This is a genomic window from Nocardioides aquaticus, from assembly GCF_018459925.1.
GTDB classification, from domain to species: Bacteria; Actinomycetota; Actinomycetes; order Propionibacteriales; family Nocardioidaceae; genus Nocardioides; species Nocardioides aquaticus.
In genome coordinates this window covers 2,184,779-2,199,976 of sequence record NZ_CP075371.1, presented here as the reverse complement: position 1 = coordinate 2,199,976, position 15,198 = coordinate 2,184,779, and the positions used below count along the sequence as shown (strand labels likewise).

Annotated in this window: 13 protein-coding genes; 4 read left to right on the top strand and 9 right to left on the bottom strand. The window is 71.1% G+C overall.

The genetic code is table 11. The features are described from left to right. The first annotated feature begins 177 nt into the window (after window positions 1–177). Window positions 178–1,755 carry a hypothetical protein gene (locus tag ENKNEFLB_RS10635; protein WP_214059156.1) on the top strand — a complete coding sequence of 526 codons (1,578 nt, stop codon included), beginning with the start codon at window positions 178–180 and terminating at the stop codon, window positions 1,753–1,755. Window positions 1,756–1,758: 3 nt separating this feature from the next. Here ENKNEFLB_RS10635 and ENKNEFLB_RS10630 read toward each other — a convergent pair whose 3' ends face one another. Then, window positions 1,759–2,622, bottom strand: a complete 864-nt coding sequence (locus ENKNEFLB_RS10630) for a CPBP family intramembrane glutamic endopeptidase (protein ID WP_214059155.1) — start codon at window positions 2,620–2,622, stop codon at window positions 1,759–1,761. Between the two features lie 130 nt (window positions 2,623–2,752). Beyond that, window positions 2,753–3,337 carry a TetR/AcrR family transcriptional regulator gene (locus ENKNEFLB_RS10625; RefSeq protein WP_214059154.1) on the bottom strand — a complete coding sequence of 195 codons (585 nt, stop codon included), beginning with the start codon at window positions 3,335–3,337 and terminating at the stop codon, window positions 2,753–2,755. Window positions 3,338–3,524: 187 nt separating this feature from the next. Between ENKNEFLB_RS10625 and ENKNEFLB_RS10620 the strand changes: the two genes are divergently transcribed. Further along, window positions 3,525–4,454, top strand: coding sequence for an LLM class flavin-dependent oxidoreductase (locus ENKNEFLB_RS10620; protein WP_214059153.1), 930 nt, complete (start codon window positions 3,525–3,527; stop codon window positions 4,452–4,454). A 31-nt stretch (window positions 4,455–4,485) separates the two neighbouring features. On the opposite strand, the gene ENKNEFLB_RS10615 is transcribed toward ENKNEFLB_RS10620, so the two are convergent. The 7 genes from ENKNEFLB_RS10615 to ENKNEFLB_RS10585 all read right to left on the bottom strand — a co-directional run bounded on the left by ENKNEFLB_RS10615 (window position 4,486) and on the right by ENKNEFLB_RS10585 (window position 12,577). Next, window positions 4,486–6,261, bottom strand: a complete 1,776-nt coding sequence (locus ENKNEFLB_RS10615) for an acetyl/propionyl/methylcrotonyl-CoA carboxylase subunit alpha (protein WP_214059152.1) — start codon at window positions 6,259–6,261, stop codon at window positions 4,486–4,488. A gap of 36 nt (window positions 6,262–6,297) precedes the next feature. Beyond that, window positions 6,298–7,101 carry an HpcH/HpaI aldolase/citrate lyase family protein gene (locus tag ENKNEFLB_RS10610; protein ID WP_275955965.1) on the bottom strand — a complete coding sequence of 268 codons (804 nt, stop codon included), beginning with the start codon at window positions 7,099–7,101 and terminating at the stop codon, window positions 6,298–6,300. 75 nt (window positions 7,102–7,176) lie between these two features. After that, a complete protein-coding gene (locus tag ENKNEFLB_RS10605; RefSeq protein WP_214059150.1) occupies window positions 7,177–8,697 on the bottom strand; it encodes an acyl-CoA carboxylase subunit beta in 1,521 nt (506 codons plus the stop codon). Beyond that, entirely contained in the window at window positions 8,690–9,166 is a 477-nt protein-coding gene (locus ENKNEFLB_RS10600) for a MaoC family dehydratase (RefSeq protein WP_214059149.1), read from the bottom strand. Before ENKNEFLB_RS10600 ends, ENKNEFLB_RS10605 begins: the two co-directional genes overlap by 8 nt. After that, entirely contained in the window at window positions 9,163–11,118 is a 1,956-nt protein-coding gene (locus ENKNEFLB_RS10595; RefSeq protein ID WP_214059148.1) for an AMP-binding protein, read from the bottom strand. The genes ENKNEFLB_RS10600 and ENKNEFLB_RS10595 overlap by 4 nt, the downstream gene beginning before the upstream one ends. Before the next feature lie 58 nt (window positions 11,119–11,176). Next, on the bottom strand, window positions 11,177–12,322 hold the full coding sequence (locus ENKNEFLB_RS10590; protein ID WP_214059147.1) for an acyl-CoA dehydrogenase family protein: 1,146 nt from the start codon (window positions 12,320–12,322) through the stop codon (window positions 11,177–11,179). A 111-nt stretch (window positions 12,323–12,433) separates the two neighbouring features. After that, window positions 12,434–12,577, bottom strand: a complete 144-nt coding sequence (locus ENKNEFLB_RS10585; protein ID WP_214059146.1) for a hypothetical protein — start codon at window positions 12,575–12,577, stop codon at window positions 12,434–12,436. A 211-nt stretch (window positions 12,578–12,788) separates the two neighbouring features. Between ENKNEFLB_RS10585 and ENKNEFLB_RS10580 the strand changes: the two genes are divergently transcribed. Next, the gene (locus tag ENKNEFLB_RS10580; RefSeq protein WP_214059145.1) at window positions 12,789–13,430 is read left to right on the top strand and encodes a TetR/AcrR family transcriptional regulator; all 642 of its coding nucleotides are present in this window, start codon (window positions 12,789–12,791) and stop codon (window positions 13,428–13,430) included. Then, on the top strand, window positions 13,430–15,043 hold the full coding sequence (locus ENKNEFLB_RS10575) for an MFS transporter (RefSeq protein WP_214059144.1): 1,614 nt from the start codon (window positions 13,430–13,432) through the stop codon (window positions 15,041–15,043). Before ENKNEFLB_RS10580 ends, ENKNEFLB_RS10575 begins: the two co-directional genes overlap by 1 nt. The last annotated feature ends 155 nt before the right edge of the window (window positions 15,044–15,198 follow it).

The following is a 15,198-nucleotide window of genomic DNA, read 5'->3' as shown; positions in this document are numbered from 1 at the left end:
ACCTAGGCGCCCCTGGACGACGTGGCCGTGCTTCCGAGCGGGAGTAACCGTTACGCCTCACGGGTCGGAAGGGTGCTCACCGCGCCGGCCGGAGGTGACCTTCGCCCCGATGTGCGACGACGAGCGCGGACTCTACGATCGAATCTGGTCGCGGATCGACGAGAGGCGGGCGTGCGGATGCCGAGCGCACCGGCGTGGGACGTCGAGCCGGACCAGCTCGAGCCCGCCACCGTGGCGCCCGAAGAGGTGGTCGAGGCTCTCACCGCCGTCCTCGGCAGCGACACCTTCAGCACGGCTCCGAGGTGCCGCGACTTCCTCGCCTACATCGTCACCGAGCACCTGGCCGGGCGCGCCGATCGACTCGGGGAGCACGCCGTCGCCCGGCACGCCCTGGGGCGGTCCGAGTACGACGCCCGGCTCAGCTCGACGGTCCGGGTCCAGGCGACCCGCCTGCGGACTGCGCTCCAGCGCTACTACGAGGCCGAGGGTCGGGGCTCGGCGATCCGGATCTGCTTGCCGACCGGCCGGTACGCACCGACGATCACGCGGCGCGACCCGCCCCGGGAACCGTCGCCCGCGCACGACACGCTCGCCGTGGCGGTGCTGCGCTTCGGATGCACGGGGAGCGGCGCCGAGCTGATCGGGACAGCCCTGTGCGACGCGATCGCCCACCGCCTGGGTGAGTTCCCCGGGTTGACGGTGACCGGGCCGGCGGCGGTCGCGCCGGAGGGGGCCGTGGCGGCGCGTCTGCTGGGGGCGCGCTTCGTCCTGGAGGGCATGGTCACCACGACGGAGGACACCGTCGGGCTCGAGGCGACGCTCACCGAGGTCTCGTCAGGAGAGATCACGTGGCGGGTCACGAAGCGCCTCGCCCGAGCGGCCCTTGCCGGGTCCCGGCTCGACGACCGGTGGGCAGCCGCTGTCGCCGGCCAGGTCGGTGACGCCACCGGGGTGACGTTCCGACGTGCGCTGGCGTGCGACGACCACGACGGCTCGGTCGTGTACGCCGCCCGGCTCGCCTACACCGACTACCTCATGAAGCAGACCGCCGACTCCGTCAGCGCGGCCGCGGCAGCGCTCGACACGGCACTCGCCACGGGGCGACGTGCCGAGCTGCTGGCGATGAGGGGCGCCATCCACAACGCCGAGGTCAACCAGGGGGCCACGTCCGGCCAACGCGAACGGGAGCTGTCCAGCGCCGAGACGCTCGCACGCGAGGCCCTCGCGCTCGACCCGGCGAACGCGTCTGCGTACCTCGTCCTCGGGGGCACAGCCTGGCAACGGCGGGAGTGGGACCTCGCTCACCGGCATGCGGCACGGGCGGTCGAGCTGGCACCCTGGAGCCCGACGGTCCTCATGTCCGCCGGCACCGTGATGGCCGTCGCCGGCGACTGGGACGGCGGGGTACGGACACTGCGCGAGGGGTTCCGGTTGAACCCGCTCCATCCCGGCTCAGCCCATGCCGTGGCTGCCCTCGCCTGCCTGATCTCCGGCGATGACGCCGGCGCGCTGGCCGAGGCCAGCCTGGTCCAGGCACCGGGCCAGCTCTGGGGTCCCCTCTACCGCGCGCTGGCCCTGGCTGCCCTCGGGTTCTCGGACCAGGCGTGGACCGAGATGGCCCAGGTGCTGGAGATCGATCCGACGTTCCTCGACGACCCCGCGAGCTACTTCACCAGCCGGGCGCGCTTCGACACCGCCGAGCTGGACAGGCTGCTCAACCACTTCGAGCCGTTCGGCGCCGGCCCTCCCCTCTGACCGTCAGGCCCGACCGCGTGCCTTCGGGCCCCGGGGCTGCCCGGCCACTCCCCTGACGCAGAGCAGCAGCACCAGCCCGAGCACGATCATCACGACGGTGACGAGGCCGACCGCGTCTCCCAGTGCAGTCGTGCCACCGGTCCCCACCACGGTGTCGATCCCGCCGGAGGCCAGGAAGGTGGTCGGGTCGGTGAGACCGTGCAGCACCATCGCCACGACGATGAACCCCGTGGCGCGCATGGTCAGGTACATCAGCGCGCCGAACGCGACGGTGTAGACCATCGTGCTGCCCACGGTCTTGGCGTCCTGGCCCGTCAGCGCGTTGATGCCGTGCGACAGACCGAACACCAGCGAGGACAGGGCTGCCACGGCGAGCTCCCGGTGGCCCGCGTCACGCAGCATCTTCACGGCGATGCCGCGGAACAGCAGCTCCTCGACGTACCCCACCAGCAGGCCGCTGGCCAGCATGAGGAGCACGACGGAGAGCAACGGACCGCCCCAGTCGATGTCGAGGACGCGCATCACGATCGGGACCGCCACCAGGACCGGTGCGATCCACATCCACCCCGAGCGGTAGACCGGCTGGCGCCCGAAGATCTCGGCGTTCCATCCCATGAAGGTGATGAACACGGTGAGGACGACGGCGCCCACCACGAGGGCGACGGTCAGCTGGAAGAACACCGCTCCGACGCTGCTCAGCAGGTCGTCGTCGGCGTACCCGGAACCGAGCCGGCCGAGCAGCCGGCCGGCGCCGAGGTACAGCACGAGGTAGACGCCGACCACGACCAGCAGTCGGACCAGTCCGCCCTTCTGCACGAAGCGGCGCAGCCCGTCCGAGCGGCGGGGCAGCGCGGTGTCGGTAGCCATCGAGATCCTCCTCCGGACGACGCGGGCGCGTCGAGCCCCGAATCTAGGGCTGGAACGAGGCATCGGGTTCCCGACGGGATCGTTTCGGGGGCGGGTAACTGTTACCGCCACAAGCCGGACCGGGGCCGGCCTACCCGAGGGGGTGGAGCGCGTAGAACGCGATCTCGCGACCCAGCTGCTCCGGGGTCCGCGGCCCGTCCGGGCGGTACCACTTGTAGACCCAGTTGGCCGCGCCCAGGCAGGAGTTCACGAACACGGTGACATCGATGTCGGGCGGGTCGGGGTGGTCGTCGAGGAAACGACGTACCTGGGTGCGGTAGACGTCCTCGTAGCGCCGGCGCTGCTCGATGACCGTCTCGACGAGGTCGCGCGGGAGCTCTTCCTCCTCCTCGAAGAACACCTTGTGGATCGACTGCCGCTCGCACGTCGTGCGGACGCGGTAGACCAGGAGCCGGTGCAGCACCTCCCGTGGATCCTCGACCGACTCGGAGATCTCGACGGCGTCGTCCACGGCGTCGCTCATCACCTCCTCGTAGAGGCGCACGAGGATCTCTTCCTTGTTGTGGAAGTAGTGGTAGAGGGTCGGCTTGCTGAGGCCGACGGCGGCGGCGATCTCGTTCATGGACGTCGCGCGATAACCGCGTCGGCTGAAGATGTCGGCTGCGCCGTCGAGGATCAGCCGCCTGACCTCGTGGGCCCGGCTGGGACGTCCCATCGCTCGTGTCCTCTCAGCCGGCGTCACCGCAGACCCTACGAGGCTCCGACCGGTGCCGGCGACGCGGGAGGGTCACCCCTCCCGTTCCTCGACCCGTCAGTCGAGGAACCGATACGCTCGCCCGGCGTCCACGGCGGCCGGCCGCGGCGACACCACGGATCGGGGGCTGCTCGTGCGGGTCGGTCTGATGTTCCCGATCTCGGCGGATCCGGCGGAGGTCGTCACCTTCGCCAGGGAGGCGGAGACCCTTGGTTTCGACTTCCTGGGGTGTGGTGAGCACCTGTTCTTCCACGGCCCGGTCACCAACGCGTTCGTCTCGCTCGCCGCGGCAGCAGCGGTCACGGACCGCATCCGGCTGCTGAGCGCGCTCACGATCCTGCCGGTCTACCCGGCGGTCCTGGCGGCGAAGCAGGCAGCCACCCTGGACCGGATCTCCGGCGGCCGGTTGGACCTCGGGATCGGCGTCGGCGGCGAGTACCCACCGGAGTTCGAGGCGGCAGGGGTGCCGGTCGCCGGTCGCGGCAGGCGCACCGACGAGTCACTGAGGGTGGTGCAGGAGCTGTTCGCAGGCGGTCCGGTCGAGCTCGAGGGCGAGACCGTACGGCTGCGGGGGCTGAGCCTCGACCCACCACCGCTGCAGGCCGGCGGACCGCCCTTGTGGATCGGCGGGCGGAAGGAGGCCGCGCTGCGCCGTACGGCACGGTTCGGCGACGTGTGGTTCCCCTACGCCGTCACCCCCGAGCAGCTGCAGGCCGGCATGGGCCGCCTCGGCGAGCTCCTCGACGAACAAGGCCGTCCGCAGGGTGCCGCACGCGGTGCCTTCTTCGGGTGGGGCCACGTGGCGCGGTCCGGCGCGCTGGCCAGGGAGACGGCCGTCCGCGTGGTCAGCTCGATCTACCAGCAGGACTTCGCGCCCCTGGCCGACCGGTTGCTGGTCATCGGCTCCCCCGCCCAGGTGGTCGATCGACTCGGTGCCTACGCAGCGGCCGGAGCGGAGGAGTTCCTGTTCGCGCCGGCCGCCGACGACGTCGCCTCGTTGCGCGAGACGGTGCAGCTGTTCGCCACCGAGGTGCTGCCACAGGTACGCAGCCTGGGCCCCCGCGGGGCGAGCACCTGACCCGTCGGCGCGCTTCTGCGAGGACGCCGTCTCACCGGCTCGCCTCGATCCGGCACACGAGCGAGCCCTGGGCACACACGTCGCCCACGGCGACGCTGACGCCGGTCACGATCCCCGACCGGTGCGCCTTGATCGCGTTCTCCATCTTCATCGCCTCCACCGCGCCGACGAGATCGCCCTTCTCGACCCGGTCCCCGTCGCTGACCGCGACCCTGACCACCGTGCCCTGCATGGGCGTCCGCACGTCCTCGCCCGACTCGGTGGGCGAGACCTGCTCGCGCACGCTCTGCCTGATGGACTCCCCCCGCTCGCCCAGAGCGGCCAGCCCGGGCAGGGCGATCCGGTGCACCTGTCGGCCGATCAGGACGTCGACCGCGTCGGGCGCCTCGGCGTCGGTGCCGTCATCCGCCTCCCCGAGGTCGAGGAGCTCGTCGAGGTGCTCCTCGATCCACCCGGTGTGCACGGCGAAACCGTCTCCCCCGGCGACGAAGTCAGGATGGCCCAGGATCGCCCGATCGAGCGGGAGCACGGTCGCCACGCCGACGATGCGCTGCTCGTCGAGCGCGCGCCGCGTCCGGGCCAGCACCGTCGGGCGGTCCTTGCCCGAGACGATCAGCTTGCCGAGCATCGAGTCGTAGTACTCGGTCACCACGCTGCCGGCCACGACCCCGGTGTCGACCCGGATGCCAGGACCACGGGGGATGTCCCACGTGGTGACGCGGCCCGGTGAGGGTGCGAAGCCCCGGACCGGGTCCTCGGCGTTGATGCGCAGCTCGATGCTGTGACCGCGCGCGACGGGGGTCTCGCGGATCCGCAGGCGCTCCCCACGCGCGATCGCGAACTGCTCGCTGACCAGGTCGACGCCGGAGGTCTCCTCGGTCACGGGGTGCTCGACCTGCAGCCGCGTGTTGACCTCCAGGAAGGAGATGGCGCCGTCGTCGCCGACGAGGAACTCCGCGGTACCGGCTCCGACGTAACCGGCCTCCCGGGCGATCGCCACCGAGGCCTCGACGATGGTGGTGGTCTGCTCCTCGGTGAGGAACGGCGCCGGGGCCTCCTCGATCAGCTTCTGGTGCCGGCGCTGCAAGGTGCAGTCGCGGGTCCCCACCACGACGGCGTCGCCGTACCGGTCGGCGAGCAGCTGCGCCTCGACGTGGCGGGGACGTTCCAGGTACCGCTCGACGAAGCACTCGCCGCGGCCGAAGGCAGCGACCGCCTCGCGCGTGGCGGAGTCGAAGTGCTCGGCGATCGAGTCCCTGTCCCGCACGACGCGCAACCCTCGGCCACCGCCTCCGAAGGCGGCCTTGATGGCGATCGGCATCCCGTGGGCCTCCACGAACTGCTCGATCTCGGCCACCGAGGCGACGGGGCTCTCGGTGCCCGGGGTCAGTGGTGCTCCCACGTCCCGGGCGACCGCTCGGGCCTCGACCTTGTCACCCAGGGTGTCGATGGCACGGGGTGACGGCCCGATCCACACCAGCCCGGCGGCGATCACGGCCTCCGCGAAGTCCGCGCTCTCGGACAGGAAGCCGTAGCCCGGGTGGACGGCCTGCGCTCCGGCAGCGAGCGCGACGTCGATGAGCTTGTCGATCCGGAGGTAGGTGTCCTTGGCCAGGACCCCGTGCAGTGCGTGCGCCTCGTCGGCCGTCCTGACGTGGAGGGCGTCGGTGTCCGCGTCGGAGTAGACCGCGATCGCGCGGAGTCCCTCGTCGCGCGCCGCCTGCAGCACGCGGACGGCTATCTCGCCGCGGTTGGCGACCAGCACGCTGTCGAACGCGCCGTGGACGAGCTCTCGTCGGTCGTTCATGGGGACTCCTCCCGGTTCGGGGGTGACGGCACGGCGTCAGCCCTGGTCACGCTGCAGCAGCGCCTGGGCCTGCTTCAGGTGGACGTGGTCGACCATCAGGCCGTCGACGACGCCGACGCCGTCGGCCGCGGCCTCCAGGACCCGACGCGCGTGCTCCAGCTCGGCAGGGGTCGGGCTGAAGCTCTGGTGGGCCAGCTCCACCTGGCGTGGGTGGAGGCAGATCTTGCCGTCGTACCCGAGGTCGCGTCCCCGCTCGGCGTCCTCGGTGAACACGTCGTCGTCACGCACCGCGACCACGGCCTCGTCGATCGCGAACCGGCCGTTGACGGAGGCGGCGAGGACGACCTGGCTGCGCGCGAACAGCACTTCCGCACCACTCGCGGTCCGGCGACCACCGAGGTCCACGATGTAGTCCTCGGCTCCGAAGTAGCACCCGTCCGGGCCCGAGGCCATGATCGCGCGCGCCTCGAGCACGCCCAGGCCGCTCTCGAGGCCGACCACGAGCTGGACGTCGGGCAGGACCTCCCGCACCGTGGCCGCGTCCTCGGGCCGCTCGACCTTCGGGACCACCACGCCGACCGGTCCTGACGTGGCCGCGAGCTCTCGGACCAGGGCCAGGTCGTCCTCGAACCAGGGACTGCCGACCTCGTTGACGCGCACGAGGACCACCGACCTGCCGCCGAGGACCACCCCGTCGGCCAGGCACTCCCGCAGTGCCAGCCGGGCCGCCGCCTTCGCCCCGGGAGCGACGGCGTCCTCGAGGTCGAGCACGGCCAGGTCGGGGTCGGTCCCCGGGATCTTGGCGGCCATCCTCGGTCTGTCGGCCGGCATGAACAGCATGCTCCGGGGTGCGATCAGCGCTTTCGGCACAGGGTCCTCCTCGTCGTGGGGTCGCGTTGCGGTGGGCACCCTGGGTCAGACGGGGCTGATGACGTGGTGCCGGCGAGGCGGTGGTCTCCTCCAGCCCGCAGCGGCGCGGAACCGGTCGACCAGCTCGGCCCGGAGCTGCAGGGGGGGTACGACGGCGTCCACCACCAGGCGGCTCGCCACGTTGACCAGGTCGGCACCGACCGACTGCTCGGCGATCTTCTCGGCGACGAACGCCTCGCGCTCGTCCGGGTCCGCGATGGACTCGATCCTCTTGGCGTAGATCGCGTTGGTGGAGGCCTCCGGTGACATCGGGGCGATCGCCGCCCCCGGCAGGGCCAGGGTCGCGCGCGGCTCGAAACCGGGAGCGCACATGGCGTAGTAGCCGGCGGCGTACGCCTTGCGGAGGACGACGGTGATCTTCGGGACCTCCGCACTGGCCATGGCGGTGACCATCTTCGCGCCGTGCCGGATGATCCCCTGGCGTTCGATCGCCGCACCCACCATGAACCCGGGCACGTCCTGGAGGAAGAGCAGCGGGATGTTGTACGCGTCGCACATGCTGATGAACCGGGCGGCCTTGTCCGCGGAGTCCACGAAGATCGCACCGCTGCGCACCGACGGCTGGTTGGCCACGATCCCGATCACGTCGCCGTCCAGCCGGGCCAGGCCGACGACCATCTCGGTGGCCCAGCGCGCCTTGACCTCGAAGAAGCTGTCCGCGTCGACGAAGCGGTCGACCACCTCGCGCACGTCGTACCCGGCCTGGGGGTCCTCGGGGATCAGGTCGGCGGGCCAGTCGTGGTGTGCCGGCGCACGGGGTTCCTGGCGGGACGGTGCCCGCTCCCAGCTGTCGGGGAGGTACGCCAGCAGGTGACGGGCGGCTGCGACGACCTCCCAGTCGGTGTCGAAGACCTCGTCGCCGCAGCCGGAGACGCTGGCGTGCATCATCGCCCCGCCCATCTCCTCGAGCGTGGTCCTCTCCCCGGTGACCTTCTCGGCCACGCGGGGGGAGGCCAGGTACATCGACGCGTTGCCGTTGACCATGCCGACCCAGTCGGTGAAGGCCGGCATGTAGGCACCGCCGGCCGCCGACGGCCCGTGCAGGCAGCAGATCTGGGGCACCCGGCCCGATAGGGCCACCTGGAGCTGGAAGATCCTCGACGCACCACGCCGGCCGTGGAAGAACCCGTACTGGTCGGTGAGGCGCCCGCCGGCGGAGTCGACGAGGTAGAACACCGGCAGGAGGTCGCGGTCGGCGCGTTCGAGGATGCGGACCTGCTTCTCGACGTTCAGCGCACCCCACGACCCGGCCTTGACGGCGAAGTCGTGCGCGATCACGGCGACCTTGCGCCCGTGGACCTCCCCGACGCCGGTCAGGACGCCGTCTGCGGCCAGGCCGTCCTCGGTGGCGTTGGCCAGCAACCCGTCCTCGACCCAGGTGCCCGGGTCCAGCAGGAGGGTGATCCGGTCGCGGACCGGGATCTTGTCGGACCAGCGGCTGGCATCGTTGCCTGCGAGGGCCACCTCCATCTGCTCGAGGACCGGCGGGCGAGACGCCTCAGCCATCCACCGGCTCCTTGCACATCAGCCCGGTGCGCTGCAGACGGCACACGAGCAGGTCGTGCTGGTTGTAGGCACGGTGCTCGAAGACGACGAGCCCCGCGTCCGGGCGGGACCTGGACTCCCGCGCGCTGACCACCTCGGTCTCCACCCGGATCGTGTCGCCCGTGAAGACGGGAGCGGGGAAGGTCGCCTCGGAGATCCCGAGCTGGGCGACGATCGTGCCCAGGGTCAGCTCGGTCACCGAGATGCCGACGACCAGCGCCATCGTGAACATGCTGTTGACCAGCGGCTTCTTGAACTCCGTCGTCGCGGCGTAGGCGGCGTCGAGGTGCAGGGGCGCGGTGTTCATCGTCATCGTCGTGAACATGACGTTGTCGGTCTCGGTGACGGTCCGCCGGACCGCGTGCTGCACGGTCGTCCCGGGCTCCAGCTCCTCGAACCACAGGCCCCGGGACGTACGGGGGGCGCTCACGCCTCGGCCTCCTGGGTCGTCGCGGGCTTCGAGACCAGGGCGATGATGTCGTCGAGGACGGCCACGTCCTCGACGGCGCTCGTGTCGCCGGTCGCCCGTCCGGTCGCGGCGACGTCGCGCAGCAGCCTGCGCATGGTCTTGCCGGTGCGGGTGCGAGGAAGTGCACCGGCGACGTACACCGTGGCCAGCTGGACGTACCTGCCCAGCTCCCGGGGCACCGCGGCCAGGATCGCCTCCTCGGTGTCGGCGGGCGCGCCCTGGCCCAGCCGGACGAAGGCGACGGGCACGGTCCCCTTGGTCGCGTCCGGCACCCCCACCACGGCGGCCTCCAGGACCCCGGGGACGCTGCCGACGACCTCCTCGATCTCCATCGTGGAGATCCGGTGCGCGGCGATGTTGATGACGTCGTCGGAGCGACCCAGGACCCAGAGGTGACCCTCCCCGTCGACCACGGCCTCGTCGTGGGTGGCGTAGACGCCGGGGAACCGGCTGAAGTAGGCGTCGCGGTAGCGCTGCGGGTCCTTCCAGACCGTGCGGGCCAGCGTCGGGAACGGTCGGGTGATGACCAGGTCCCCCTTCACCCCGGCCGGCACGGGACGGCCTTCGGCATCGACCACGGCACACGCGTGACCGGGCACCGGCGTCCCCGCCGATCCGGCCTTGAGAGCGTCGACGCCGTAGATCGGGTAGGTCCACGTCGAACCGGTCTCGGTCTGGCCGTAGGCGTTGATCACAGGCACCCCGGCCCCGAGACCCTCCATCGCCCAGGTGAACGTCTCGCTGTCGAGCGGTTCACCCTGCGCGGTGACCAGCTTCAGCGCAGGCAACGGGTGGGCGGCGCGCTTGTCGGGGTCGACCCCCCGCAGCACCCTCAGGACGGTCGGCGCGGCGAGGACCTTGGTGACCCCGTGCTTCTCGCACACCTCGAAGAACCTCTCGTCGGTCGGTGTGTCCAGCGCGCCCTCGTAGCACAGGACGGTCATGCCGTTGGCGAGTCCACCGACGACCGCCTGGATCGGGAAGGTCAGCCAGCCGACGTCGGCGGCCACCCAGTAGACGTCGCCGTCCTCGGGACCGACCTGCCAGTGGGCGTTGGCCCAGGTGCCGACGAGGAAGCCGCCGACGCTGTGGACGACACCCTTGGGCTTGGCCGAGGTCCCGCTGGTGAAGATCAGGAAGGCGGGTTCGTTCGGGTCCATCTCCTCCATCGGCGCCCACTCGGTCTGGGCCCGGACCAACCGGTCGTAGTCCACCTCGCCCGAGGTGAGCACGGGTCCCGATCCCGTCCGGTCGAAGACGATCGTCGTCGGCTGCACCGACAGCGACGCCCGGGCCGCCCTCAGCGTCTCCAGGAGCGGCACCACCCGGCCGCGCCGGTAGCTGCCGTCGGCCACGATGACGACCTTCGCCTCGGCCTGCTCGAGCCGAGACCGGGTCGCCTCCTCGCTGAACCCGGAGAAGAGGATGGTGTAGACCGCCCCGATCCTGTTGCAGGCGTGCACCGCGACGAAGGCCTCGATGGTGTTGGGCAGGTAGATCGCGACGACGTCGCCGCGTCTCACACCCAGCTCGAGCAGCCCGGCAGCCAGCCGCCCGACCTGGTCGGCCAGCTCGGCATAGGTCACCGTGCGGGTGTCGCCCGGTTCGCCCTCCCAGATGACGGCGGGCCGGTCGCGCACCACCGGGTCCTCGGCCCACCGGTCGACGCAGTTGTCCGCGACGTTGATGCGCCCACCGACGTAGTACTCGAAGTCGCCGAGCTCGCCACGCCGCAGCGTCGTCCAGGGCCGCTGCCAGCGCTGCCGGGCAGCGACCCACTCCCAGTACAGGTCCGGATCCTGGGCGTCGAGCGCGCGCGCCTCCGCCGCCTCGTCCTGGTACTGCGGCGAGATCCACTCCGGGCGCAGCGGTAGGAGCTCGGCTGCGATGAGTGCGGTGAGGTTGTCGGACATGGGTTCCTCCTCGAACGGGTGGGCGGACGACTGCCGGTCGGTGCGGCCGTGGCTGGGCTCAGCCGGAGACGAACGCCTTGGCCAGGATGTCGAGCTGCACCTCGTCGGTACCGCCACCGATCCGCAGGATCCGGACGTCGCGGTGGTGCCGGGCGATGTCGGACTCCTCGACGTACCCGGACCCCCCGTGGAGCTGGACGGCGTCGTCGACGACCCGCGCTGCTGCGACCGCGGCGTGGTACTTCGCCTTCGCAACCGTCCGGGCCGCGTCGGGGTGGCCGGCGCTGAGCTGGGAGGCGGCCAGGAAGGTGATCAGGCGGGCGGTGTCCAGCTCGATCTCCATCGTGGCCAGCTTGTGCCGGACGACCTGCTTCTCGATGAGCGGCGCACCGAACGCCATGCGGTCGCAGACGTAGCGCGTGGCCAGGGCGAGCGCCTCGGCAGCGTGCCCGACCCCCATGGCCGCGAGCACGATGCGCTCGAGCTGGAAGGCCGTCATGATCTGGTAGAAACCGCGGTTCAGGTCGCCCAGGACGGCCGAGTGCGGCACGAGCACGTCCTCCAGCACGACCTCCCGGGTGTCGGAGGAGTGCCACCCCATCTTGGACAACGGCGCCCCCACGGAGAGCCCCTCGCTCCCGGCCTCGACCAGGAACGTCGTGATCCCGCGGTGCCCGAGGTCGGGCTCGGTCTTGGCTCCGACGATGATGACGTCGGCGTACCCGGCGTTGGTGATGTACATCTTCTGGCCGCTGATCCGGTAGCCCTCGTCGGTCGCGACGGCCTTCGTGGTGATCCCGGCGACGTCGGAACCGGCACCGGGCTCGGTGACGGCGATCGAGGCGATCGCCTCACCGGCCGCGAGCGGGGCCGACCATCGCTGACGCTGCTGGGCGGTGCCGTACTCCACGATGTGGGTCCCGGCCATGTAGGCGCTCACCATGGGCCCGATCGCCATGCCCCCCGCAGCCCGACTGAGCTCGGCGGCCACGATGGCGACAGCGAGCGGGTCCTGACCGCTGCCGCCGTGCTCCTCGGGCGTCATCAGCCCGAGCAGGCCTGCGGCACCCATCTCACGCCACAGCTCGAGTGCGGGGAAGCCCTCGGCCTCGGCCTCGGCGACCAGCGGACGGACCTGCTTGTCGGTGAACGTGCGACACATCGACTGGAAGTCGAGGTGCTCGGGATCGAGCTGCTCTGTCATGACTGCCTGCCTTCTGATTACTTTCCCGACCGGTCGGGAAAGCATGACAGACACGCATCGAGACGGGAAGGCCCCGCGCGCCGGGGCCGACCTCGAGGAGGCAGCCTCAGGTCAGTCGAGCAGCGGGCCGACGATCCCGAACCAGAACACGACGCCGAGCAGGAAGACCAGCGCCACGCCCCACGGGTAGTCCCGCGCGACCTGGCGCATGCTCGGTTCCCTCCAGAACGAGACCTTGTCCCTCATCGTCTTCATGTCCGCCATGGTCTGCCACCCCTGATGCCGTGTCTACCTCGGACGACCCGGAGCCGGCGGTCCGATCGGCAGCGCGTTCGAGCCGCCGGGGTGGCGCGAGCCGTTCATGAACTGTTCGAAGAAATCTGGCTTCACAGGAATAGAACCGATCCGTACCGTCTTGATGGAACGAAACAGTACCGTTCCATCGACTGACGAAGGACGCACGACCATGACCGCCTCTTCCGGATCCACCGCCAGCGAGGCCGGCCAGCGACCCCGTGTCGAGGGGGACCGAGAGCAGGAGATCCTGGACGCCACGCTCGACGTCCTCGCCGACGTCGGCTACGACCGCCTCACGATGGACGCCGTCGCCTCGACCGCTCGCGCGTCCAAAGCGACTCTCTACCGCCGCTGGACGAGCAAGGCCGTCCTGGTGATCGACGCGCTGAAGTCGCAGAAGGAGCCGCAGACGGCCCCCGACACCGGCACCCTGCGTGGCGACCTGCTCGGCATGTTCTGCGGCATGGGCGGGCTGACCGACCAGCGCCAGACCACGATCCTGGCCAGCGTCATCACGGCCATCGGTCGCGACCAGGACTTCGCCGAGGCCTTCCGCCGTGACTTCATCGGCCCGAAGGCCGAGCTCAGCCTGAAGGTGTTCACGCGGGCCCGCGACCGCGGGGAGATCCGTGACGACGTCGACCTCGACATCGTCACGGCTGCGCTGCCCGGCATCGTCCTCCACCGCCAGTTCCTCCTCGGGGAGACCCCCGACGCCACCGCCATCGAGCGGGTCGTCGACCAGATCATCCTGCCCGCCGTCGCCGTCGGGCCCACCTCGCACCGCACTCACGAACAGAAGGACTCCTGATGACCGACGTCTCCGACGCCGAGGTGGCTCCCACCCCGGCTCACAAGCAAGAGAAGGAGCTCCACCTCGGGTGGGCGCTCGTCCTGATCTCCATGGCCCAGCTGATGGTGGTGCTCGACGCCTCCATCGCCAACATCGCCCTGCCCTTCATCGGCGCGGACCTCGGCATCGCCGACGCCAACCTCACCTGGATCGTCACCGGTTACGCCCTGGCGTTCGGTGGCCTGCTGCTGCTGGGTGGCCGCCTCGGCGACCTGTACGGCCGTCGCCGCGTCTTCATGATCGGCCTCGCCGTCTTCGCGGTCGCCAGCTTCATCGGCGGGTTCGCGCAGAACGAGGCCATGCTGCTCGCCTCGCGCGGCCTGCAGGGCCTCGGTGCGGCGCTGGCCTCCCCGGCCGCGCTCGCCCTGATCGCCACCACGTTCCCTGCCGGTCCTGCCCGCAACCGCGCCTTCGCCGTGTACGCCGCCATGTCGGGCGCCGGTGCCGCGGTCGGCCTCATCCTCGGTGGCTGGCTCACCGGTCTCGACCCGGTCATCGGTCTCGAGGGCTGGCGGCTGACCTTCCTCATCAACGTCCCGATCGGCCTCGTCGCCGCCTTCCTGGCCCCGCGCTTCCTGCGCGAGTCGGCGTCGCACCCCGGCCAGCTCGACGTACCCGGCGCCGTCACCGGCACCCTCGGCCTGCTCGGCCTCGTCTACGGCTTCAGCCGCGCCGGCGAGGCGGAGCACGGGTGGGGTGACCCGTGGACCATCGCCTCGCTCGCGGCCGGTGTCGCGCTGCTCGCCGTCTTCGCGGTCGTGGAGTCCCGTGTGTCCCACCCGCTGCTGCCGGTGCGCGTCTTCAACAACCGCACCCGCGCCACCAGCTTCCTGGTGATGGCGCTCGTGCCCGCAGCGATGTTCGCGATGTTCTACTTCCTCAGCCTCTTCATCCAGCTCGTCATCGGCTACAGCCCCCTCAAGACCGGCTTCGCGTTCCTGCCGTTCTCGGTCGGCATCGTCATCGGCGCCGCCCTGTCGTCCAACCTGGTCAACCGGGTCGCCCCCCGCTTCATCGCCGGGGTCGGGACCCTCATGGCCGCGGCCGCCCTGGTCGGCTTCTCCCGCCTCGAGGTGCCCACGGGCACCGCCGACCTCCTCGCCGTGGCGAACGGTGACGGTTTCCTGGGCGCCGACGTCAACTACTGGGCCTCGATCTTCCCGTTCATCGTCCTGATGTCGATCGGCATGGGCATGACCTTCGTGCCGCTCACCCTGACCGCCGTGCACCACCTGCGTGCCGAGGACTCCGGTATCGGCTCCGGCGTCCTCAACACCATGCAGCAGGTCGGCGGCGCTCTCGGCCTGGCCATCCTCGGCACCGTCTCGCTGAGCGCGGCCGACGGCACCAAGACCTCCCTGGTCCGCGACCTCACAGCCCAGGGGATCCCGCCCGAGGGCGCCAACGGCCTGGCCTACATCGGGTCGTTCACCGAGGGCGCCACGGCCGCGTTCCTGGTCGGCGCCGTCCTCATCGCGCTCGGCTCGGCCGCGATCTGGGCGTTCCTCAACGTCAAGGCCAGCGAGCTGGCCACCGATGGCGCGGAGGGTGCACCGGTCCACGTGGGCTGACCCGACGACCACCGCTCGACGGCCCGTCGTCCCCTGGTGGGGGCGGCGGGCCGTCGCTGCTCCACTGCGGCTCACCGCGCGACGTGAGTGCGCGGGTCTTGGGGTCGGGACCACCCGGTCTGCGCGGCCACTGCACAGCAGGTGGCATCTGATCT

Coding starts and splice junctions, on each gene's coding strand:
- ENKNEFLB_RS10590 (WP_214059147.1), bottom strand. CDS start 12,322: ATGACAGAGCAGCTCGATCCCGAGCACCTCGACTTCCAGTCGATGTGT.
- ENKNEFLB_RS10575 (WP_214059144.1), top strand. CDS start 13,430: ATGACCGACGTCTCCGACGCCGAGGTGGCTCCCACCCCGGCTCACAAG.
- ENKNEFLB_RS10605 (WP_214059150.1), bottom strand. CDS start 8,697: ATGGCTGAGGCGTCTCGCCCGCCGGTCCTCGAGCAGATGGAGGTGGCC.
- ENKNEFLB_RS10620 (WP_214059153.1), top strand. CDS start 3,525: ATGTTCCCGATCTCGGCGGATCCGGCGGAGGTCGTCACCTTCGCCAGG.
- ENKNEFLB_RS10585 (WP_214059146.1), bottom strand. CDS start 12,577: ATGAAGACGATGAGGGACAAGGTCTCGTTCTGGAGGGAACCGAGCATG.
- ENKNEFLB_RS10610 (WP_275955965.1), bottom strand. CDS start 7,101: ATGCTGTTCATGCCGGCCGACAGACCGAGGATGGCCGCCAAGATCCCG.
- ENKNEFLB_RS10580 (WP_214059145.1), top strand. CDS start 12,789: ATGACCGCCTCTTCCGGATCCACCGCCAGCGAGGCCGGCCAGCGACCC.
- ENKNEFLB_RS10625 (WP_214059154.1), bottom strand. CDS start 3,337: ATGGGACGTCCCAGCCGGGCCCACGAGGTCAGGCGGCTGATCCTCGAC.
- ENKNEFLB_RS10595 (WP_214059148.1), bottom strand. CDS start 11,118: ATGTCCGACAACCTCACCGCACTCATCGCAGCCGAGCTCCTACCGCTG.
- ENKNEFLB_RS10615 (WP_214059152.1), bottom strand. CDS start 6,261: ATGAACGACCGACGAGAGCTCGTCCACGGCGCGTTCGACAGCGTGCTG.
- ENKNEFLB_RS10635 (WP_214059156.1), top strand. CDS start 178: ATGCCGAGCGCACCGGCGTGGGACGTCGAGCCGGACCAGCTCGAGCCC.
- ENKNEFLB_RS10630 (WP_214059155.1), bottom strand. CDS start 2,622: ATGGCTACCGACACCGCGCTGCCCCGCCGCTCGGACGGGCTGCGCCGC.